Origin of the sequence: Mycolicibacter virginiensis, assembly GCF_022374935.2 — a bacterium.
GTDB classification, from domain to species: domain Bacteria; phylum Actinomycetota; class Actinomycetes; order Mycobacteriales; family Mycobacteriaceae; genus Mycobacterium; species Mycobacterium virginiense.
In genome coordinates, this window is sequence record NZ_CP092430.2 from 2,159,369 (window position 1) to 2,179,742 (window position 20,374).

At 69.6% G+C, this 20,374-nt stretch carries 15 protein-coding genes; 9 read left to right on the plus strand and 6 right to left on the minus strand.

The annotated features are described in order from the left end of the window. Positions 1–9: 9 nt before the first annotated feature. Positions 10–642 carry a TetR/AcrR family transcriptional regulator gene (locus tag MJO54_RS10415; RefSeq protein WP_233428732.1) on the minus strand — a complete coding sequence of 211 codons (633 nt, stop codon included), beginning with the start codon at positions 640–642 and terminating at the stop codon, positions 10–12. A gap of 89 nt (positions 643–731) precedes the next feature. On the opposite strand from MJO54_RS10415, the gene MJO54_RS10420 reads away from it, so the two are divergent. Continuing rightward, on the plus strand, positions 732–1,574 hold the full coding sequence (locus MJO54_RS10420; protein ID WP_082108350.1) for a hypothetical protein: 843 nt from the start codon (positions 732–734) through the stop codon (positions 1,572–1,574). Here the strand turns inward: MJO54_RS10420 and MJO54_RS10425 are convergent. The 4 genes from MJO54_RS10425 to lysX form a co-directional block, all read right to left on the minus strand. Beyond that, positions 1,501–2,676: a winged helix DNA-binding domain-containing protein gene (locus MJO54_RS10425; protein WP_240175880.1), complete on the minus strand. Its 1,176-nt coding sequence runs from the start codon at positions 2,674–2,676 to the stop codon at positions 1,501–1,503. The genes MJO54_RS10420 and MJO54_RS10425 overlap by 74 nt on opposite strands. 3 nt (positions 2,677–2,679) lie before the next feature. Continuing rightward, positions 2,680–2,919: a PspA/IM30 family protein gene (locus tag MJO54_RS10430; protein WP_064888553.1), complete on the minus strand. Its 240-nt coding sequence runs from the start codon at positions 2,917–2,919 to the stop codon at positions 2,680–2,682. A gap of 145 nt (positions 2,920–3,064) precedes the next feature. Continuing rightward, positions 3,065–4,348, minus strand: coding sequence for an alpha/beta hydrolase (locus MJO54_RS10435; protein WP_240175965.1), 1,284 nt, complete (start codon positions 4,346–4,348; stop codon positions 3,065–3,067). 59 nt (positions 4,349–4,407) lie between these two features. Beyond that, positions 4,408–7,755 (minus strand): bifunctional lysylphosphatidylglycerol synthetase/lysine--tRNA ligase LysX, encoded by a 3,348-nt coding sequence (gene lysX, locus MJO54_RS10440; protein WP_240175881.1) that lies wholly within the window; start codon positions 7,753–7,755, stop codon positions 4,408–4,410. Positions 7,756–8,100: 345 nt separating this feature from the next. On the opposite strand from lysX, the gene infC reads away from it, so the two are divergent. From infC to MJO54_RS10460, 4 genes are read left to right on the plus strand one after another with little or no spacing between them, the layout of a single operon-like run. Then, positions 8,101–8,763: a translation initiation factor IF-3 gene (gene infC, locus MJO54_RS10445; protein WP_275564503.1), complete on the plus strand. Its 663-nt coding sequence runs from the start codon at positions 8,101–8,103 to the stop codon at positions 8,761–8,763. A gap of 26 nt (positions 8,764–8,789) precedes the next feature. Then, positions 8,790–8,984 (plus strand): 50S ribosomal protein L35, encoded by a 195-nt coding sequence (gene rpmI / locus MJO54_RS10450; protein WP_240175882.1) that lies wholly within the window; start codon positions 8,790–8,792, stop codon positions 8,982–8,984. Between the two features lie 57 nt (positions 8,985–9,041). Then, positions 9,042–9,431 (plus strand): 50S ribosomal protein L20, encoded by a 390-nt coding sequence (gene rplT / locus MJO54_RS10455; protein ID WP_024442881.1) that lies wholly within the window; start codon positions 9,042–9,044, stop codon positions 9,429–9,431. A 14-nt stretch (positions 9,432–9,445) separates the two neighbouring features. Further along, positions 9,446–10,228: a TrmH family RNA methyltransferase gene (locus MJO54_RS10460; protein ID WP_240175883.1), complete on the plus strand. Its 783-nt coding sequence runs from the start codon at positions 9,446–9,448 to the stop codon at positions 10,226–10,228. Here the strand turns inward: MJO54_RS10460 and MJO54_RS10465 are convergent. Beyond that, positions 10,225–11,343 (minus strand): oxygenase MpaB family protein, encoded by a 1,119-nt coding sequence (locus tag MJO54_RS10465; RefSeq protein ID WP_240175884.1) that lies wholly within the window; start codon positions 11,341–11,343, stop codon positions 10,225–10,227. The two genes, MJO54_RS10460 and MJO54_RS10465, sit on opposite strands and share 4 nt — an antisense overlap. A gap of 155 nt (positions 11,344–11,498) precedes the next feature. On the opposite strand from MJO54_RS10465, the gene MJO54_RS10470 reads away from it, so the two are divergent. The 4 genes from MJO54_RS10470 to pheT all read left to right on the plus strand — a co-directional run bounded on the left by MJO54_RS10470 (position 11,499) and on the right by pheT (position 20,249). Next, positions 11,499–12,404: an adenylate/guanylate cyclase domain-containing protein gene (locus MJO54_RS10470; protein WP_275564497.1), complete on the plus strand. Its 906-nt coding sequence runs from the start codon at positions 11,499–11,501 to the stop codon at positions 12,402–12,404. A gap of 142 nt (positions 12,405–12,546) precedes the next feature. After that, on the plus strand, positions 12,547–16,593 hold the full coding sequence (locus tag MJO54_RS23635; RefSeq protein WP_275564498.1) for a PE family protein: 4,047 nt from the start codon (positions 12,547–12,549) through the stop codon (positions 16,591–16,593). A gap of 111 nt (positions 16,594–16,704) precedes the next feature. Beyond that, complete coding sequence (pheS, locus tag MJO54_RS10485) at positions 16,705–17,757, plus strand: phenylalanine--tRNA ligase subunit alpha (RefSeq protein WP_240175885.1); 1,053 nt, start codon at positions 16,705–16,707, stop codon at positions 17,755–17,757. Next, a complete protein-coding gene (pheT, locus tag MJO54_RS10490) occupies positions 17,757–20,249 on the plus strand; it encodes a phenylalanine--tRNA ligase subunit beta (protein ID WP_240175886.1) in 2,493 nt (830 codons plus the stop codon). Before pheS ends, pheT begins: the two co-directional genes overlap by 1 nt. Positions 20,250–20,374: the final 125 nt, after the last annotated feature.

The following is a 20,374-nucleotide window of genomic DNA, read 5'->3' on the forward strand; positions in this document are numbered from 1 at the left end:
CGTGTTTGGCTAAGCCGGCCCAGCGCCGAGGCTGACTCGCAGGTGCCGTACGACTGCGTCGGCGACAGCCTCGATCGGCTCGGTCTTGCCCGCCGAGACCCAGTCGGTGAGCCAAATCTGCAACGCCGAGATGACCAGTGCCGCAGCGATTCGCGGCGGCAGGTGGGTGATTTGGCCTGCGTCCACCGCGACCTCGGCCGCACGGGTGATCATGTCCATGCCCGTTCGCCACGCGGCCCGCTGACCGCCGCGGCCCAAGTCGGCTGACGCCGATGCCCAGCTCAGGCCCTCATTGATGTGCAGCTGCAGAAAGTGGGGATGTGCTGCGAAGAACTCAACCTCGGCACGCGCTGCGACCAGGATCGCCTCGAGCGGGGAGTCGATTTCGGCTGTGCGTACGCGCACGGCGGCGACGAACTCCTGCATGCGCGCGGCGTTGAGGGCATCCCAGATTTCGTCCTTGCCGCCGAAATACTTGTAGACCGTCGCCAGTGACACCCCGGCGGTCTTGGCGATGTCGCTCACCCGTGCGTCGGCGAAGCCGGTGCGGCTGAACTCGTACTCGGCTGCCGCCACGATCTGCTGTTGGTACATGGCCCTGCGTGCGTCGGCCATGTCGGCGACCGGGGGCTCAGTGTCCACGAGGTGCTAGGGTGCCACAGTAATCATGATTCTGTGTAACAGAATTGAGATTACTCCAAGTGGTTGGGCGAGACGGGAGAGGTGCGCCGATGGCGACCGCAGAGCTGAGCCGGGAAAACTCACCCCAGATTTCGGCGACACTTCCGCGGTCGCGCGGACTGCGCATCGTATGGATCGTGGCGTTCGGTTCGCTGGCCTTGGCGTTTCCGACGTACAGCTACCTGGCATTTCACAGCAGCGTCGACCGTCCCTTCATCGCCGATGCCATGGTGGTGCAGGCGACCGCTGCCTACTTCCTGGGCATTTTTGCGGCGTTCCTGCCGATACCGTCGCTTCGGACCTGGACCCGATTCCAACGCCTCCAGGCGGTGGTTCTGCCGTTCGTGATCTGCTCCTACATCACGCATCTGACCTGGGAACTCGGCTGGCTGATCCTGCACAAGGCCATCGCCGGGGCCCGCGATGCGGCGTGGGCGTATCCCTGGTGGAACTACATCGACGGCGGCGACCTGCGCTATCTGGACGCCGAACCCAACTTCTTGATGATCGAAGTGCTGTCGGTGATCAACGCCTGCGTCGGCGTCACCGGACTCGTCCTGCTGTTCCGGTCCAAGTTCACCGACTACCGGGGAACCCTGCTGGTGATGTCGACAGCCGTCACGCACACCGTCCTGACCTGGTATTACTACGGCACCGAGATCATCGCCGGCTTCCCGTCGATCAATACCGACAGCTTCATGGATCTGGGCGTCAAGTTCATTCTGCTGAACGGCCCGTGGTTGATCGCGCCGTGGCTGGTACTGGCTTGGGGGTACACGATGCTCAAGAGGCAGTTCACCGGTTCGGGAAACTACGCCGTCAGCGCTGTGCCGCCTTCACCAGCGGCGACGGGAACCGCGGCGGCACCCGCACCCCATCCAGCCATGCGGTGAGTTGCTGCGCCCGCTTGCTCAGCGCGGCACGGGCCTGGGCGCCCGGGTCTTCGAGCAGCTGCAGCTGCACTTGGGCGGCCGCATCCTGATACCAGCCGCCGATGATCCGGCCGTTCCACCACACGGTGGGCCCGGCGTTGCCGTTGTTGTCGAAGAGCTGGCCACGGTGCTCGCCGAGGTACCAGTCGCGCTGGTACCAGCCCATCGTGGTGACGTCGAGGCCCGGCAGCAGCGCACCCCACGGCTCGGGCTCGGGTTCGGGCTCCAGGTCGTCGGCCAGGGCGTAGCCGGGCGTGCCGTGCAGGTCGACGTCGACGGCGCCGATCTCACTCAACGCCTTGCGGACCACCGTCTTGGTGGTACCGAACCACCACTTGATGTCCTCGGCGGTGGCCGGGCCGAACGCCCGCAGCCAGGTTCGGATCAGCTGGGTCTGCGCCGGTTCGGCGGTCATCGGGGCGCCAAGGTCACCGAGCCAGCTCGTCGCGGTCGTCCACTGCGGCCGCGACGAGGTCCAGCCGCCGTCGTTGGGACCCCGCACGATGTGGCCCTGCGCGCCCAGCACGGTCAGCGCGCGCGGTGCCAGATGGGTCTGGCCGCCGTAGGACTTGCCGGGCGCGGGATCGTAGGTGCCGGCCAGCTCAGGCAGGGCCGCGCGCAGCGCGATGCTGTTGGCCGGGCCGTTCTCCTCGAGGTGCCGCAGCACCGCGGCAGCGGCCTGGGTCAGCCACTTTTCGCCGTCATCGGCGACGCCCGCTTTGGCCACATCGGCGATCAGCTTGCGTCGTTCGGTGTCGGCTACCCGGTCGCTGGCCGCGGCCTGCACGGCGGGTAGGTCGGCGGGATCGAACACCCACAGCGTGCGCCGCATCGCCAGATGTTTGACCAGCGAACGCTTTTCATACAGGGCGTCGTTCAGGTCGGCCACCGCGAAGCCCGGGCGCCGCGCCCACAGCGACAGGTACGGGGTTGCCGGATCGGTGGAGTGCAGCCCGACCAGCGTTGCCGCGATCCGGTCGATCGGCTCGTCGGCGGTGCCGGGGGCAAGAAAGTGTCTGCGCGCCAAACGGTTTCGCCGCTCGGCGATGGTGAAGGTCCGCACCGGTCAGTGCTCACCCTCGTGCATCGACTTGCGGATCTGCTCCAGCCGGTCGGCGGCCGCGCGCTGGCGGTCCTCGAATTGCTTCTCGACGGTGCGGCCCTCGGGTGTCTCGGAATCCAGCTCCTGAGCGCCGATCGAGGTCTCATAGCGGCGCTCGATCTTCTCGCGCACCGAATCGAACGTCGGCACGCCGGTGGCGTCGTAGCCGGTGTCGGTTTGCGGGTCGGTCGGATCGTCACCCATGGTCGCCACGTTACCGCCGGCGGTCGAAGTAGCGGACCATCAACGCTCAGTACTGGCCGAGTGGGAATCTGACGACGTGACACGCCGATGCTGCGTCGTCAGATTCCCACTCGCGGCTGGCGAGAGCACACCCGCGACCGCCGCGTCACACGCTCGGGAACCCCACCGGCGCCACCCCCGGGGTGCTCAGCCGCGCGGCCAGCCACGGCAACGCGTGGGTGAACACCCTTCCGGCGAACGGCCAGTCGTGTTGGCCCGGTTCGGAGATCACGGCGCAGTCGATGCCGTTGGCCTGTCCCAGCGCGCACAGCGACTTCGCGGCGGCGAGCTGGCCACCGGCATCGGCCTTGGTGGCGCTGCCGTCGACCGCGAACCACCCCGACACCCCGGAATACCGGCCATGCTTGGCGATCACCGTCGACGGGTCGAACTCCGCCCAGGCGTCGACGCTGCCGCCGAACAGCCGGCTGATGGTCTGCGAGCGGGTTCCCGCGTTGGGGCTCAGATCGCCGGCGATGTCGACAAAGGCGCTGAACTTGTCGGGGTGCATCGCGGTCAGGTCGACCGCGCAGGTGCCGCCCATGGACCAGCCGACCACCCCCCACTGCGATGCTTTGGGGCTGACCCCGAAGTGCGAGATCACGTACGGCACCACGTCTTCGGTCAGATGGTCGGCAGCGTTGCCACGCGGGCCGTTGACGCATTCGGTGTCGTTGTTGAAGGAACCACCCGAGTCGACGAACACCAGCACCGGTGCATTGCCGTGGTGGGCGGCCGCGAAGTCGTCGACGGCCTTGATGGCGCCCCCGGAGCGCAGCCAGTCGGCAGGCGTGTTGAACTCGCCGCCGATCATCATCACGGCCGGCAGCGGCGGCGGCGGATTCTGGGCGAACCACGCCGGAGGCAGGTACACCAGTTCGCCGCGATGTTTGAAATGCGAAGCGTCGGCGGGGATCGTCACCTGCAGCACGTGGCCGCGCTCGGGCAGGGTGCCCGAGCCGGCTATCGCATCCACCGCAGCTATGTCGCTCTGGTCGGGCAGCGGCCCCGACGTCAGGTTGCCCCAGGCGCTCTGCACGGTCGGGAAGTAACCGACCCAGGCATTGAGGGTCAAACCCGCACTGATCAGACACAGTGGCACCGCCAGAATGGCGATGCCGCGTCGCCACCAGGCCGCACCCCGCCAGCCCAAGACCAGTAGCGCCGCGGCGGCGCCGGTCAGCGCGATCCACAGCCACAGGGTTATCGGCGGCGGCTGACCGGACAGGCCGTCGTCGGTGGCGAACCAGTAGGCGCATCCCGCCGCGGCGAGCCCCAGGGCACCGATCAACGGCAGCCGCCACAGCCAGCGGCGCGACCGCCAGCCCACGGCCAGAACCAGCGCCAACACCGCCGCCGCCTGCACCGTGACCGGGATCCAGCCATGCATCAGCGAGGTGTGTTCGCCACTCGCCAGAATCACCCCTCCATGATGGACCGGAATGCGGCTCAACGTGGCTTGGCCAGCGGGAACGGCAACGTGTCCCGGATGCTGTGGCCGGTGATGAGCATGACGACGCGGTCCACGCCCATGCCCAGTCCGCCCGTGGGCGGCATCGCGTACTCCATGGCCTGCAGGAAGTCCTCGTCGAGTTCCATGGCCTCGGGGTCCCCGCCGGCGGCCAGCAGCGACTGCTGGTGCAAACGGCGGCGCTGCTCCACCGGATCGGTGAGTTCGCTGTAGGCGGTGCCCAGCTCCACACCCCACGCCACCAGGTCCCACCGTTCGGCCACTCCCGGCTTGCTGCGGTGCGGCCGGGTCAGCGGCGAGACCGAGGTGGGGAAGTCGGTGTAGAACGTGGGCTGCTCGGTGCGGGCCTCGACCAGGTGCTCGTAGAGTTCGAGCACCACCGCCCCGGCATCCCATTGCCGCAGGTAGTGGACGCCGGCACCGTCGCACAACCGGCGCAGCGTGGCCACATCGGTGCCGGCATCGATCTGCTCACCGAGCGCATCGGACACCGCGTCGTGCACGGTGCGCACCGGCCACTGCCCGGAGATGTCGACCGCTTCGAGCTTGTCGCCGGCGCCCGGTCGCATCACCACCGGGGCACCGTTGGCCGCCACCGCGGCGTTCTGAATCAGCTCGCGCGCCCCGTCGATCCAGGCCAGGTAGTCGCCGTGGGCCTGGTAGGCCTCCAGCAGGGTGAACTCCGGGTTGTGGCTGTAGTCGACGCCCTCGTTGCGAAACGCCCGGCCCAGCTCGAACACCCGCTCCACCCCACCCACGCACAGCCGCTTGAGATAGAGCTCCGGGGCGATCCGCAGATACAGGTCCAGGTCGTAGGCGTTGATGTGGGTGACGAACGGGCGCGCGTTGGCCCCACCGTGCAGCTGCTGCAGGATCGGGGTCTCGACCTCCAGAAACCCCTTGGCGAACAAGGTGTCCCGGATGGAGCGCAGCACATTGCTGCGTGCTGCGATCAGCTCACGCGCTTCGGTGTTGATCGCCAGGTCCACGTAGCGGGTCCGCAGCCGGGCCTCGGGGTCGGTCAGGCCCTTCCATTTGTCGGGCAGCGGTCGCAGGCATTTGCCGACCAGCCGCCAGTGCGTCACCAGCAGCGACGGTGTCCCGTTGCGGCTCTGGCCCATCCGGCCGGTCGCCTCGACCAGGTCGCCGAGATCGACACCCGCGCTGAAGTCCGCGGCGCGCGCGTCACCATCGGCGTGCGCGAGCACCGAATCGTCGAGCAGCAACTGCATCTCACCGGACCAGTCACGCAGCTGGGCGAAGAGCACCCCGCCGTAGTCGCGCATCCGCAACACCCGCCCGGCCACCGACACGGTCTCTTCGGTGTCGCTGGCCAGGGCTTGGGTCACACTGTGGCTGGGCGCGGCGCCCACCGGGTAGGCATCGACGCCACTGTCCTGCAACGATTTCAGCTTGGCCATCCGGACCCGGACCTGTTCGGGAAGCCGGGGGCGCGTCTCGCCGGGCTCGGTGAAGTCGCCGACGGCACCGCCGTCGATGGTGTCGGGTGCGGTCCCGTCGCTGTGCAGCCGCCCGGCGGCGGCCACCGTCGCCGGCACGGCCGAGTGGTGTCCGGTGTGCTGCTCGTTGCGCCGCGAGAAGGGCAGCACCAGAAAGCCTTCGGCGATCACCGACGCCACCCCGACGCGGGGGATCAGCCGGGCGTCCTCGTAGCAGGCAAAGCGCGGCACCCATTCCGGCCGATACTTCATGTTCGACCGGTACAGCGTCTCCAGCTGCCACCAGCGGGAGAAGAACATCAGCAGCCGCCGCCACAGTCGCAGCACCGGGCCGGCGCCCAGCTGCGCACCCTGCTCGAAGGCGGCCCGGAACATCGCGAAGTTCAACGAGATCCGGCTGACGCCGATGGTGGTGGCCTGCAGTGCCAGTTCGCTGACCATCAGTTCGATGGTGCCGTTGGGGGATTGCGGGGAGCGGCGCATCAGATCCAGCGACACCCCGCTGTGCCCCCACGGCACCAGCGACAGCATCGCCACGACCTCCCCGGTGCGCGGATCTCCGCGTACCGCCTCGACCAGCAGGCAGTCGGCGTCGGCCGGATCGCCGAGCCGGCCCAGCGCCATGGAGAACCCGCGCTCGGATTCGGTATCGCGCCAGGCGTCGGCGTGTTTGATGACGCGGGCCATCTCGTCGGCGCCGATCTCGCCGTGCCGACGCATGCGCACCGTCAGGCCCGAGCGCCGGGCCCGGGTGACCGCCTGGCGTACCCCGCGCATGTCCGGGCCGGACAGTTTGAACTCCGAGGGTCGCAAGATTGCTTCGTCGCCCAATTCCAGAGCGCTCAGTCCGGCGTCGCGGTAGGCCTGCGCGCCGGCGAAGCTGGCACCCATCACGCCGGGCGCCCAGCCGTAGTCCTTGCAGACCCGCAACCAGGTGTTGATGGCCTGCGGCCACGACCGCGGGTCGCCCACCGGATCGCCACTGGCCAGGCAGACGCCCACCTCGACCCGGTAGGTGATGGCGGCGCGCCCGTTGGGGGCGAACACCACCGACTTGTCGCGGCGGGTGGCGAAGTAGCCCAGCGAGTCGTTCTGGCCGTACTGCTCGAGCAGCCCGCGGATCGCCGACTCGTCCTGGCCGGTGAGGGCATTGTCGGAGCGTTGCGAGAGAAACAGCACGATGGCCGCGATGATCAGGGCCAGCGCCCCGAGCAGCCCGCACAGGGCCTTGAGCCCAAAGTCCGGTTTGCCGGGGAAGAAGTCCGGTTCGAGCAGCCCGAAGCCGACCACCCGGTTCACCACGTAGGGCAGTCGCAACGGGCGTGTCACCGTGCCGGGGAACAGCTCGATGAGCCCCCAGCACAGCAGAATCGCCACTGCCCACCCGGCGATCAGCGTCGCGGCGGACTTGAGCAGCGCTCCGCGCCGTACCTTGGCCCAGAACTCGTCGCGGGCCAACACCAGGACCACGATCGCGACCACATGCAGGGCCAGGCCCGCGACACCGCTGATGACTTGGAAACGGTCGGAGGTGTCCGACACCAGCCGGCTGACGTTCCAGCCGCCGGCGACCACCAGGTTGGCGATCAGCAACCACCAGGCGATGCGCTTGTGCGCGCTGAGCGCGGCGGCCAGCAGGGCCAGTACGAACGCCCAGGCCAGGCTGGTGTCGGGGAAGTTGAACAGGTATTTGTCGATGAACTCGCGAGGCACCCGGATCGCCCACCGGATCACCGGTGACATGCTCGCCAGCAGTGACAATGTGGCGGCGATGCCGACGGCCCAGGCGGCCGCGGAGGGCACCCAGTGCAACCGGGTGTTCGAGCGGCTGCGCGAGCGCGGCACGGGCGGCACTGTCAGGGTCATAGCCCGCGAGAATAAGCAGGAAAACCGCGAAAAGGACGAAAAGGACGTGTGGAATCGCCGGTGGGGATGATCGCGGGGCGGAACAACTGCTGAACAGCTGCTAGACTCCCTAACGCGACCGTCCCGGCGTACGCCAGGACAGCAAGTGGAGTTCCCTCCCACCACTAGTCGAGGAGCAATCCTGGCGGCTCAGTGGTCCGGTCGCAGGCGGTGTGAACCGCCTGCTCTGCGCGATGCGCAGGCGGCTTGATGCTATTCAGGCCGTGATCGGTCGGTATGGGCCCTGCTTCGTGCAGGGCTTTTTTGCTGGTGGGTGGGGTCAACGCCGCTGCGTCCGGACGAGCACTGCGGCGGCCGCGACCGAAGACTACCCAAGGAGGTCCCATCAGCACTGAGATCCGCGTCAACGAGCGCATTCGTGTACCTGAGGTTCGTTTGATCGGCCCGGGCGGGGAGCAGGTAGGCATAGTGCGCATCGAAGATGCGCTTCGCGTCGCCGCGGATGCCGATCTCGACCTTGTCGAAGTCGCACCGACCGCCAAACCGCCGGTCTGCAAGATCATGGACTACGGCAAGTACAAGTACGAGGCGGCTCAGAAGGAGCGCGAGTCTCGCAAGAACCAGCAGCAGACCGTCGTCAAGGAACAGAAGCTGCGTCCCAAGATCGACGACCACGACTATGCGACGAAGAAGGGCCACGTGGTCCGCTTCCTCGAAGCCGGGGCCAAGGTCAAGGTGACGATCATGTTCCGCGGCCGTGAGCAGTCCCGGCCCGAGCTCGGCTACCGCCTGCTGCAGCGGCTGGGCGCCGACGTTGCCGAGTACGGCTTCGTCGAGACCTCCGCCAAGCAAGACGGACGCAACATGACGATGGTGCTGGCACCGCACCGCGGCGCGAAAACCCGTGCCAAGGCTGCCGAGGACGCCGGTGGAGGCGCGGTTCACCCCGCACCCGCCACCGCTCCCGCCCCCGCGGCGGACGCGGCCGAGCCGCAGCCCGAGAACTGAAAACCCGACACCAGAACTGAGGAAACATGCCTAAGGCGAAAACCCACAGCGGCGCTTCGAAGCGGTTCCGTCGCACCGGAACCGGCAAGATCGTGCGGCAGAAGGCCAATGCCCGCCACCTGCTCGAGCACAAGCCGAGCACGCGCATGCGCCGGTTGGCCGGCCGCGCCGACGTGGCTGCCAGCGACACCAAGCGCGTCAACGCGATGCTGAACGGCTAATTGCCGCTTTCTCCGCACCGCAATTCCCCTTACGCCCAACGAGAGTAGGAACACCCCATGGCACGCGTGAAGCGCGCAGTCAACGCCCAAAAGAAGCGCCGTACAGTCCTGAAGGCTTCGAAGGGTTACCGTGGCCAGCGGTCGCGGCTGTACCGCAAGGCCAAAGAGCAGCAGCTGCACTCAATGACCTACGCCTACCGGGACCGTCGTGCCCGCAAGGGTGAGTTCCGGAAGCTGTGGATCTCCCGCATCAACGCGGCGGCCCGCGCCAACGACATCACCTACAACCGGCTGATCCAGGGCCTCAAGGCCGCTGGTGTCGAGGTGGACCGCAAGAACCTCGCCGAGATCGCCGTGAGCGACGCGGCTGCGTTCACCGCGCTGGTCGAGGTCGCTCGGGCCGCGCTGCCCGAGGATGTCAACGCGCCTTCCGGCGAGGCTGCCTGACCCGAACCGAGCCGATGCTGACCGAACGTTCGGCCCGGGTGGTCGCGGCGGTCAAGCTGCATCGGCACGTGGCCAGGAAGCGCGAACAGCGCTTCCTGGCCGAGGGGCCCAATCTGATCGAGGCCGCGATCTCTCGCGGTCTGGTCCTCGAGGTCTTCGCCACCGAATCGGCGGCGCAACGTCACCACGATCTGCTGGCTTCAGCGCAGGTACCGGTCCAGCTGGTGACCGACCGCGCAGCAAAAGCCTTGTCGGACACCGTTACTCCGTCCGGATTGGTCGCCGTGTGCGCGCACGCCGAAGCGGAGCTGCACCCGTTGCTGGCCGAGGCGCCGCGACTGGTGGCGGTGGCCGTGGGCATCGGCGAGCCCGGTAACGCCGGCACTCTGATCCGCATCGCCGACGCCACCGGCGCCGATCTGGTGGTGCTGACCGGCAACAGCGTCGATCCCTATAACGGCAAGTGCCTGCGTTCGTCCGCGGGCAGCATCTTCAACATTCCAGTCGTAGTCGCCCCCGACACCGATGCCGTGCTCACCGCATTGGGACAGGCGGGACTGCAGGTACTGGCGACGGCCCTGGACGGCGAACTGAGCCTCGACGACGCCGATCCGGTGCTGGCTGCGCCCACCGCTTGGCTGTTCGGTCCGGAGGCCCAAGGATTGCCGGCCGAAGCCGCAGCCGCCGCCGACCACCGGGTGCACATCCCGATGGCAGGCGGCGCTGAAAGCCTCAATGTTGCTGCCGCGGCAGCGATCTGCCTCTACCAGAGCGCGCGCGCCCAGCGCCGCGCTTAGGCGGCCTTGGGCTTGCGGCGCGGCGGTCGCGGGGTCAGGCCACTGCCGGCGGCCAGCGAGAAGGTGCTGTGCATCAGCGCCCCGGCCCGCTCGACCAGCTTCATGCCCTGGCTCACCGGCGGGACGTAGTGCATTCCGCTGCGCCGCCGGTCTTTTGGTGGTCCGCTGAACCACGGGGCTTCGATGGGCGGTGTGTCGCTGGGGATCTTGCCCTGCTCGCGTCGGTATCCGGCCAGCGCGCGCGGATGCAGCCGGATCTCGTCGGGCACGAAGCTGAATGCCACGTGGCTGACCTTGCCCAGCAGCCGCAGCAGCACCTCGTCGCCTTCTGACCAGCGCAGACCGGCTTTCTCCCGCACCACCGGCTCGAACAGTCCGGCCGCCACCCAGCGTTGGGCGGCCAGCGCCGGCTTGAACATCTGGTGCCATACTGCGTCGGGCATCGGGACGAACCACGGCTTGGGGATGCGGATGTTCAAGATGTCGATGGCGGCAGGGGTCAGCTCCAGCTCGTCCTCGCACACTCGGTTCCAGTACTCGCAGAACTCTTCCCAGGACTTCGGCACGGGGCGCATGCTCATGCCGTACATCTGGTACCACCGCACGTGCTCGTCGAAGAGCTGGTGCTTCTCGGCCAAGGTGAGCCCGCCGTCGAAGTATTCGGCGAGCTTGATGATCAACATGAAGAACGTGGCGTGCGCCCAATAGAAGGTGTCGGGGTCCAGCGCGTGATAGCGCCGGCCCTTCTCGTCAACTCCCTTGATGTCGCGGTGGTAGTCGCGAATCGAGGCGCCGGTGTGCTGGGCCCGGATGCCGTCATAGACCACGCCCATGATCGGGTACACCGACCGCGTCACGCGCTGCATCGGCTCGCTCAAGATGCTGGAGTGCTCGGTCACACCTGCGCCCAGACCGGGGTACATGTTCTCGATGGCGCCGATCCACACGCCCATGATCCCGGTGCGCAGGTCGCCGAAGTACTTCCAGGTCAAGGAATCGGAGTTCAACGGCTCCACCGCGGCAGCGGGTTTGGGAGCGGTTGTGGCAGGGCTCGGGGTGTTTTCGTCGGCGGGCGCGCAGGCCTGCTCAACGGACGCGGTCGGCGTAACGGTCATCACGTCTCCTGTCTGGGAACCTGAAACTACGATAATTGTGACAACGATCGTTGTCTACATTAGGTGTGGCGCGTCGCCCCAAAAACGCCAACCGTGTCGTGTGCCACTGTCGGGGTCGTTGCCGGTCTCGGCGAGCGCCACCTACCCTGAATCTCATGGACCTCGAGCCGGCCCCTCGGCAGGCTGATGGGCTCGGGGAGGCGGTGGAGATGCCCGACGAACCCAGCCCCAATCGCCGCCCATCGTTCTCCCTGGATGAGGCCGCGGCCTGGCTGAATCGGACCACCAATGACGTTCGGATCGTGGACCTGGTTCGGCGGGTGCGACGGGCGTTGCCCGGGGATCCGGAATTCGGTGATCCGTTGTCCACCGCCGGAGATGGGGGGCCGCAGGCCGCCGCGCGGGCGGCCGACCGCCTGATGGGGGATCGCTCGGCGGCCTCCCGCGAAGTCAGCCTGGGCGCGCTGCAGGTGTGGCAGGCCCTGACCCAGAGGATGTCGCGGGTGCCGGGCAATGCTGAGGCAACGCTGGTGTTCACCGATTTGGTCGGCTTCTCAACGTGGTCGCTGCAGTCCGGCGACGACGCCACCCTGACCCTGCTGCGGCGGGTGTCGCGCGCGATCGAGCCGCCGCTGCTGGACGCCGGCGGCCGCATCGTCAAACGAATGGGCGACGGGCTGATGGCCGTGTTCCGGGACCCGCTGGTCGCCGTCGCCGCGGTCCTGGAGGCACAAGAGGGCATCCGCGAGGTCGAGGTCAACGGGCACACGCCGCGGATGCGGGTCGGCATCCACACCGGCCGCCCCCAGCGGCTGGCCGACGACTGGCTCGGCGTGGACGTCAACATTGCCGCCCGGGTCATGGAACGCGCCGCCAAGGGCGGGATCGTGGTTTCCGGGCCGACTTTGGAACGGATCGACCCGGCCGCCCTCGATGAACTGGGTGTGGTTGCCAAGCGAGCACGCCGTCAGGTGCTCGCGGCCAAGACCAGCGGCGTACCGGCGGATCTGACGATGTACCGCCTGAAGGTAGTTCGCCAGAGCCCTTCAGACGCCGACTGATTGGGCGTCATTAACTTCCTTGTGGGCCGGTCAGGTTGGCTCACACGAGTGGATGAACCCCGTTCCTTGGAATACCCTGCGGTGAGCAAGGTAACTAATTGACCGGTTTACACAGGTCGCCTTAACGCAGAAGCGGGGAAACATGTCAGGTCGGCAGCAGCGTCGGAACAACCGCCGTAAGACGAATCGGCTGGTTGGTGCCGGTGGCACGGCGGCGGCGTTCCTGACGTTCGGCATGGCGCCCCTGGCGGCGGCTCCCACCGCGAACGCCGACTGGGACTTCGACTGGCTGACTGACCTGTTCACCCCGGTCTCAGGCTCGGACACCGGCTGGGACAGCAACGCCTGGGACATCGGATCCTGGTTCGACGCGGCGGCCGACCCGGGCCTGGCTGCCGACACCCCCGTGTTCGACCTGACCACGATCTTCAATGCCCTGGTCTACCAGCCGATCTACACGATGGTGGACTCGTTTATCGACAATCCGGCCAACTCCTGGCTGGTCGACATGGTCAACAGCTGGGCGCCCGAGGGCCAGATATATCTGGGCGACGGCGCCGCCGGTACCGCCGAGCACCCTGACGGCGGTGCGGCCGGTATCTGGTTCGGCAGTGGCGGCGCAGGTTACGCCGGTCAGGCCGCTGTCGCTGGTGAAGACGGCGAAGACGGTCAAGACGCTATTGCACCCGGCGACGGCGGCGCTGCCGGCTGGTTTGGTAACGGCGGCGCCGGCGGAGCCGGCACGGCCGGCCAGGCCGGTGGCGACGGTGGTGCCGGCGGGATGTTCATGGGTATCGGTGGTGCCGGTGGTGCGGGCGGCCTGGGCGCCAACGGCGGTAACGGCGGCGACGCGCAGGGCTGGCTGTTCGGCCTCGGCGGTGCGGGCGGCGCCGGCGGTACCGGCACGGCCGGCGGCCAGGGTGACGACGGTGTGTGGGGCACCAACGGTGGCGCCGGTGGAGTCGGTGACGCTGGTAACGCCGGCGGTGCCGGTGGTAACGGCGGCAGCGCCTCGAAGGGGCTGTTTGGCACCGGTGGTGCCGGTGGCAAGGGTGGTGCCGGTGGTGCCGGAGGCCAGGGCGGTACCGGTGCTGCCGGAGACGAGGACAACGCCAACGGTGGTAAGGGCGGCGACGGTGGCGAAGGCGGCGCGGCCGGTGCCGGTGGCAAGGGCGGCGCGGGTGGCTCGCTCGGCAACAAGGGTGCGGACGGTGACGCCAGCACCATCAACGGCGATGGCGGCAAGGGCGGCGTCGGTGGTGCCGGTGTCGACGCCGAGGGCGGCAACGCGGCAGGCAACGGCGGCGTCGGTGGCAGCGGCGGCAGTGGCGGCGAGAGCGGTAACGGTGGCGCCGGCGGCTTGGGCGGCGCAGGTGGTGCGGGTGATGCCGACCACGAGGCCGGCACCGGCGGTAACGGTGGTGTCGGTGGTGACGGCGGCAAGATCGGCAACGGTGGCACCGGCGGTACCGGTGGCGCCGGTGGTGTGGGCGGCACCAACGACGACAACATGGCGGGCGACGGAGCCGTCGGTGGTACGGGCGGTGTCGGCGGCGCCGGCGGTGCGAGCGGCACCGAGGCGGGCAATGCCGGCAACGGCGGTGTCGGCGGCACCGGTGGCGCCGGGCACGACGGTATTAAGGGCAAGGGCGGTGATGCAGGCGTCATCGGCACCAACAACGGGGCCGGCGAAGACGGCGAAAAGGGCGGCAACGGCTTCGACGGTGGTGCCGGCGGTAAGGGCGGCGCGGCCGGCGAGCTGAAGAACGAGACCGGCAAGGCGGGCACGTCCGGCAACGGCGGTTCCGGCGGCGCCGGTGGTGCCGTCGGCGCGGGCGGTGACGGCGGCGCCGGCGCCAAGGGCGACTGGAGCTCCAAGGGCGGCGACGGCGAGTGGGGTTCCGGCGGTAACGGCGGCAAGGCCGGCGCTAACGGTGACAGCGGCGGCAAGGGTGGCGCCGGCGGCGCGGCAGGCGACACAGACGCGGTTGCCGGAGCGGCCGGTCAAGACGGCAATGACGACCAGCCCTTCGAGGCCAGCAATGGTGGCGCCGGCGGTGACGGCGCCGACGCCAGTGGCGGCCACAACTACGGCGGCAATGGCGGTAAGGGTGCCGACGGGGTCTTCGGCGGCCACGGTGGTGCCGGCGGCAACGGCGGGGCTGGAACCACCGGCAACGGCGGCAATGGCGGTAGCGGCGGTAACGGCGGTAGCGGTTCCCGCAGCGACGGCGGCAACGGCGGTGCGGGCGGCGCCGGCGGGGCATCCGAATCCGGCAACGGTGGTGCCGGTGGTGCCGGAGGTAACGCCGGCCACGGTGACCACGGCATTGAGGGCTCGACGGGCGACTTCGAAACCGGAACCGGCAACGGCGGCAACGGCGGCGACGGCTTCAACGGCGGCAAGGGCGGCGCCGGTGGCGCCGGCGGTGACTCCGTGTCCGGCACCAACGGCAGTGGCGGCGACGGCGGTGCCGGCGGCAACGCGGGCGCGGGCGGCAATGGTGGCACCGGTGACAAGGGTGACTGGACGGTGAAGGGCCAGTACGGCTACGGCTCCGGCGGAAAGGGCGGCAACGCGGGCGACGTGGGCTCCGCGGGCGCAGGCGGTGCCGCCGGTGCGGCGGGCAACGGGGCCGGTAACGACGGCGCAGCAGGCACGGCCGGTAGCGGTGGGGAAGGCGCCGATACCGCTGGCGTGATTGGCGGTACCGGTGGTGCCGGTGCCGATGGCGATCAAACCCACTGGAGCGGCGGCACGGGCGGTGACGGCGGTACCGGCGGCGTCCACGGCAACGGCGGCACCGGTGGAAACGGTGGAAACGCCTACGTGGACCCGGACACCGACCCGAGTCGCGCAACGACCGGCGGCAACGGCGGCGCTGGCGGTAATGGCGGCGCCGGCGGGACCGAGTCCGGTAATGGCGGCAAGGGTGGCGACGGCGCCAACGGTGCCGTGGGTAGCCAGTACGGCGGTAAGGGCGGCGCCGGCGGCAAGGGTGGCGCAGCGACCGCCGAGGGAGCCGACGGCGGCACGGGTGGCAAGGGCGGTACGGGCGGCATTGCCACCGGCTGGCGGTCCGACGGAACCTGGGGAATCGACACCTTCCCCAACAAGGTCTTCGGGTCCGGCACGATCCTCGGCGTATCTGGTGCCGGTGGCGCAGGTGGAGCTGGCGGCACCGCGATTACCGGTGCCGGTGGTGCCGGTGGTGCCGGTGGTGCCGGTGGCGGCGTCGCCGATAATGTCGGAGCACGGGTCATCTGGGGCGGTGCCGGTGGTGCCGGTGGCGCCGGTGGCGCTGCCTCCGTCCCGGCTCCGCCTGCCAACGGCGGAAGCGCCAGCGACGATGATGAAACGCCCGCTCCGACCGTCGAGTCCGGCAATGGTGGAATTGGCGGCGCCGGTGGTGCCGGCGGTCAAGGCACCATTACCGGCGGTGCTGGTGGTAACGGCGGTGCCGGTGGAGCCAGTGCTGACAAGACCGGCGGCGCGGGTGGCGACGGCGGTGCCGGCGCGAAAGCCACTGGCTGGAACGACGCCAACGGTGACCTGGCCGGTAAGGGCCAGATCCTCGCCTTCAACGGCAGCGGCGGCAATGGTGGCGCCGGCGGCAACGGCGTAGACGGTGGTGCCGGCGGTAAGGGTGGCGCGGGATTCGATGGCAAAGCCGGCGGCAACCTGTTCAGTTCCGGCGGCGCCGGCGGCAATGGCGGTGCCGGCGGCACCGGAACCACGGGCGACGGCGGCAAGGGCGGTGACGGCGGCGAGGGCGGCGACGGCAGCTGGCGGGCCCAGAACGGCGGAGCCGGTGGTGCCGGCGGCAGCAGCTCCAAGGGCGACGGCGGTGACGGCGGTCTCGGCGGCAACGGCGGCAGCCTGACGTCCGGCGGCGGCACCGCACCCACCAACGGCAAGGCCGTCCAGGTCGGCGCCGGCGGCGCAGGCGGGGCCGGCGGCAGCAGCACCGCGACCGACACCACCGGCGACGGTGGCACGGGCGGCAAGGGCGGCGACGGCGGCAATGGCGTCGGCAGCACCAAGGGCGGTGCCGGCGGCACCGGTGGAACCGGCGGCAAGTCGGGCAGCGTGGCCGGCACGGCCGGCACCAAGCCCGCCGCACCCACCGGCACTACCGGTGTCGACGGCGGTGCCGGCGGCGCGGGCGCCGTGCACAAGGCGCCCTAACCCACACGATGAAAGCCCCGCACACCGCGTGCGGGGCTTTCGTCGTCATGTCGATAAGATCGACGCTTGCGTCTCAGCCAAAATCACAGCCAGTAGGGGGAGTTTCCTCGCGTGGGCGAACAATCAGTCGACCCGTCCGTCGTCTCCGACGCGACCCTGACCTCGGCGCTGCAGGCGGCGCAGGCCGCCTTTACCGCGGCCGCCGACCTGGATGCGCTGGCCCACGCCAAAACCGAGCACCTCGGTGACAAGGCGCCGCTGGCGCTGGCCCGCCAGGCGCTGGCCAAGCTCGACAAAGCCGACCGCGCCGACGCCGGCAAGCGCGTCAACGCCGTACGCACCGACGCCCAGCGCGCCTACGACGAGCGCCTGGCGGCACTGCGCGCCGAGCGTGACGCCGCGGTGCTGGCCGCCGAAAGCATCGATGTCACCCTGCCCTCGGCGCGCAAGCCCGTCGGCGCGCGACACCCCATCACCATGCTGGCCGAACACGTCGCCGACACCTTCGTCGCGATGGGCTGGGAACTGGTCGAGGGCCCCGAGGTCGAAGCCGAACACTTCAACTTCGACGCGCTGAACTTCCCGGTCGACCACCCCGCGCGCAGCGACCAGGACACCTTCCACATCGCCCCGGCCGGATCGCGGCAACTGCTGCGCACCCACACCTCCCCGGTGCAGATCCGCGCCCTGCTGGCCCGCGAGCTGCCGGTCTACGTCGTCTCGATCGGGCGCACCTTCCGCACCGACGAACTCGACGCCACCCACACCCCGGTGTTCCACCAGGTCGAGGGGCTGGCGGTCGACCGCGGCCTGACCATGGCGCACCTGCGCGGCACCCTGGACGCCTTCGCCCAGTCAGAGTTCGGGCCGGCCGCCAAGACCCGAATCCGGCCGCACTTCTTCCCGTTCACCGAGCCGTCGGCCGAGGTCGACATCTGGTTCGAGGGCAAGAAGGGCGGACCCGGCTGGGTGGAATGGGGTGGCTGCGGAATGGTGCACCCCAACGTGCTGCGCGCGGTGGGCATCGACCCGGCCGAGTACTCCGGCTTCGCCTTCGGCATGGGATTGGAGCGAACCCTGCAGTTCCGCAACGGAATACCCGACATGCGCGACATGGTCGAGGGCGACGTCCGGTTCTCCCTGCCGTTCGGGGTGGGTGCCTGATGCGTATTCCCTACAGCTGGTTGCGTGAGACCCTGATCGCGGGCGCGCCGGGATTCGAGATCACCGCCGACGAACTCGAGCAGGCGCTGCTGCGGATCGGCCACGAGGTCGAGGGCGTGCACACCCTGGGCCCGGTCACCGGGCCGTTCAAGGTCGGCCGAGTTGTCGAGATCGAGGAACTCACCGAGTTCAAGAAGCCGATCCGGGCCTGCCGCGTCGACGTCGGCGAAGACGAACCGCGCGACATCGTCTGCGGTGCGAGCAATTTCGCCGTCGGCGACCTGGTCGCGGTGGCACTGCCCGGCGCGGTGCTGCCCGGTGATTTCGCGATCGCCACCCGCAAGACCTACGGCCGCACCTCCGACGGCATGATCTGCTCGGCATCCGAAATACGGCTGAGCACCGACCATTCCGGCATCTTGGTGCTGCCGGAAGGCACCGCCGAGCCCGGTGCCGATGCCGCGGAAGTGCTGGGTCTCGACGACGTGGTCTACGAGCTGGCCATCACCCCCGACCGCGGGTATTGCATGTCGGTACGCGGGCTGGCACGCGACATCGCCAACGCGCTGGACCTGGACTTTCTAGACCCGGCCTCCCGCGAGGTAGTGCCGGCGCTGCCCGTCGACGGCGAGGCCTGGCCGCTGAGTGTGCAACCCGGCACCGGGGTGCGCCGCTTCGCGCTGCGCAGCGTCACCGGTATCGACCCGGCGGCGGTCTCGCCGTGGTGGCTGCAACGGCGCCTGGCGCTGTGCGGCATCCGGGCGATCTCCCCGGCCGTCGACGCCACCAACTACGTGATGGTCGAACTCGGCCACCCTATGCACGCCCACGACCGGGCCCGCATCACCGGCGGCTTCGGCGTCCGCTTCGCCGCGGCCGGCGAGACCGTCACCACCTTGGATGACATCGAACGCAAGCTCGAGCCGGTCGACGTGCTGATCGTCGATGACGTCGCCACCGCCGCGATCGGCGGCGTGATGGGCTCGGGCAGCACCGAAATGCGCGACGACTCAACCGATGTGCTGCTGGAAGCCGCGATCTGGGACCCCGCGGCGGTATCGCGGACCGCGCGGCGGCTACACCTGCCCAGCGAGGCCGCCCGGCGCTACGAGCGTTCGGTGGACCCGGCCATCTCGGTGGCCGTGCTGGACCGCTGCGCGAGCCTGCTCGCCGAAATCGCCGGGGGAGTCATCGGTTCGGGCCTGACCGACTGGCGCGGCGACCCGCCCGTCGAGCACTGGAGCCAGGCTCCCATCGAGATCCCCGCCGACCTGCCGGACCGCACCGCGGGGGTCAGCTACCCCGAGGGCACCACCGTTCGCCGACTGACCCAGATCGGCTGCGAGGTGGCAGTCGCCGGTGACGTCCTGACCGTCACCCCGCCGAGCTGGCGGCCGGACCTGCGCCAGCCTGCCGACCTGGTCGAGGAGGTGCTGCGGCTGGAGGGACTGGAGTCCATCCCGTCGGTGCTGCCCGCCGCGCCGGCCGGGCGTGGCCTGACCGCCACCCAGCGTCGGCGCCGCGCGATCGGCAAGTCGCTGGCCCTGGCCGGCTACGTCGAGGTGCTCACCACACCGTTCCTGCCTGCCGGGGTGTTCGACACCTGGGGGCTGGCCGATGACGACCCGCGCCGCGCCACGGTGTCGGTGCTCAACCCGCTGGAAGCCGACCGGCCCCAGCTGGCCAGCACGTTGCTGCCCAGCCTATTGGAAGCCTTGGGCCGCAACGTGTCCCGCGGCATGAATGACGTCGCGCTGTTCGCCATCGCGCAGGTGGTGCAGTCGGTGGGCCCAGCCGAATTCCCGGCCGTCACGCCCGCCCGGCGCCCGACCGAGGCCGAGATCGGCGGGATCGACGCCGCCCTGCCGCGCCAGCCGCAGCACATCGCGGTCGCGCTGACCGGCCTGGCCGAGCCCCGCGGACCGTGGGGCCCGGGCCGGCCGGTGGAAGCCGCCGACGCCATCGAGGCGGCACGGGTGATCGCCCGCGCCAGCGGCGTCGAGGTCACGCTGCGCTCCGCGGCCTACCTGCCGTGGCATCCGGGCCGCTGCGCCGAGGTGCTCGTCGGCGAGACCGTGATCGGCCACGCCGGCCAGCTGCACCCGGCCGTCATCGAACGCGCCGGCCTGCCCAAGGGCACCTGCGCGGTCGAGCTCGACCTGGACGCCATCCCGGTAACCTCGGCGCTGCCGGCTCCCCGGGTGTCGCCGTTCCCGGCGGTATTCCAGGACCTGGCCCTGGTGGTCGATGAGAAGGTGACCGCCCAATCGGTGGCCGACGCGGTGCGCGAGGGCGCCGGTGAACTGTTGGAGGACATCGCGCTCTTCGACGTCTACACCGGCCCGCAGGTCGGCGAGGGCCGCAAGTCGCTGGCGTTCGCGCTGCGCTTCAGGGCCGCCGATCGCACGCTGACCGAGGACGAGGCGAGTGCGGCCCGCGACGCCGCCGTCGCCCGCGCCGGCGAGGCCGTCGGCGCGACGCTGCGGGGCTAGCGTCCCGCGCGCTGCCCGATGGGAAGGTTCTCCTGAAGATCATCCGTTTGGATGATGTGCGTCGCGTTTGCGCTTCGTTGACTGTTTCCTGAGACGTCCGGACTCACCGGACGGGGGCGGGGACG

Excerpts from the sequence above, each read along its gene's own strand:
- rplT (WP_024442881.1), top strand. The coding sequence starts at position 9,042 with ATGGCACGCGTGAAGCGCGCAGTCAACGCCCAAAAGAAGCGCCGTACA.
- rpmI (WP_240175882.1), top strand. The coding sequence starts at position 8,790 with ATGCCTAAGGCGAAAACCCACAGCGGCGCTTCGAAGCGGTTCCGTCGC.
- MJO54_RS10420 (WP_082108350.1), top strand. The coding sequence starts at position 732 with ATGGCGACCGCAGAGCTGAGCCGGGAAAACTCACCCCAGATTTCGGCG.
- MJO54_RS10460 (WP_240175883.1), top strand. The coding sequence starts at position 9,446 with ATGCTGACCGAACGTTCGGCCCGGGTGGTCGCGGCGGTCAAGCTGCAT.
- MJO54_RS10435 (WP_240175965.1), bottom strand. The coding sequence starts at position 4,348 with ATGCATGGCTGGATCCCGGTCACGGTGCAGGCGGCGGCGGTGTTGGCG.
- lysX (WP_240175881.1), bottom strand. The coding sequence starts at position 7,755 with ATGACCCTGACAGTGCCGCCCGTGCCGCGCTCGCGCAGCCGCTCGAAC.
- pheT (WP_240175886.1), top strand. The coding sequence starts at position 17,757 with ATGCGTATTCCCTACAGCTGGTTGCGTGAGACCCTGATCGCGGGCGCG.
- MJO54_RS10465 (WP_240175884.1), bottom strand. The coding sequence starts at position 11,343 with ATGACCGTTACGCCGACCGCGTCCGTTGAGCAGGCCTGCGCGCCCGCC.
- MJO54_RS23635 (WP_275564498.1), top strand. The coding sequence starts at position 12,547 with ATGTCAGGTCGGCAGCAGCGTCGGAACAACCGCCGTAAGACGAATCGG.
- MJO54_RS10430 (WP_064888553.1), bottom strand. The coding sequence starts at position 2,919 with ATGGGTGACGATCCGACCGACCCGCAAACCGACACCGGCTACGACGCC.
- MJO54_RS10470 (WP_275564497.1), top strand. The coding sequence starts at position 11,499 with ATGGACCTCGAGCCGGCCCCTCGGCAGGCTGATGGGCTCGGGGAGGCG.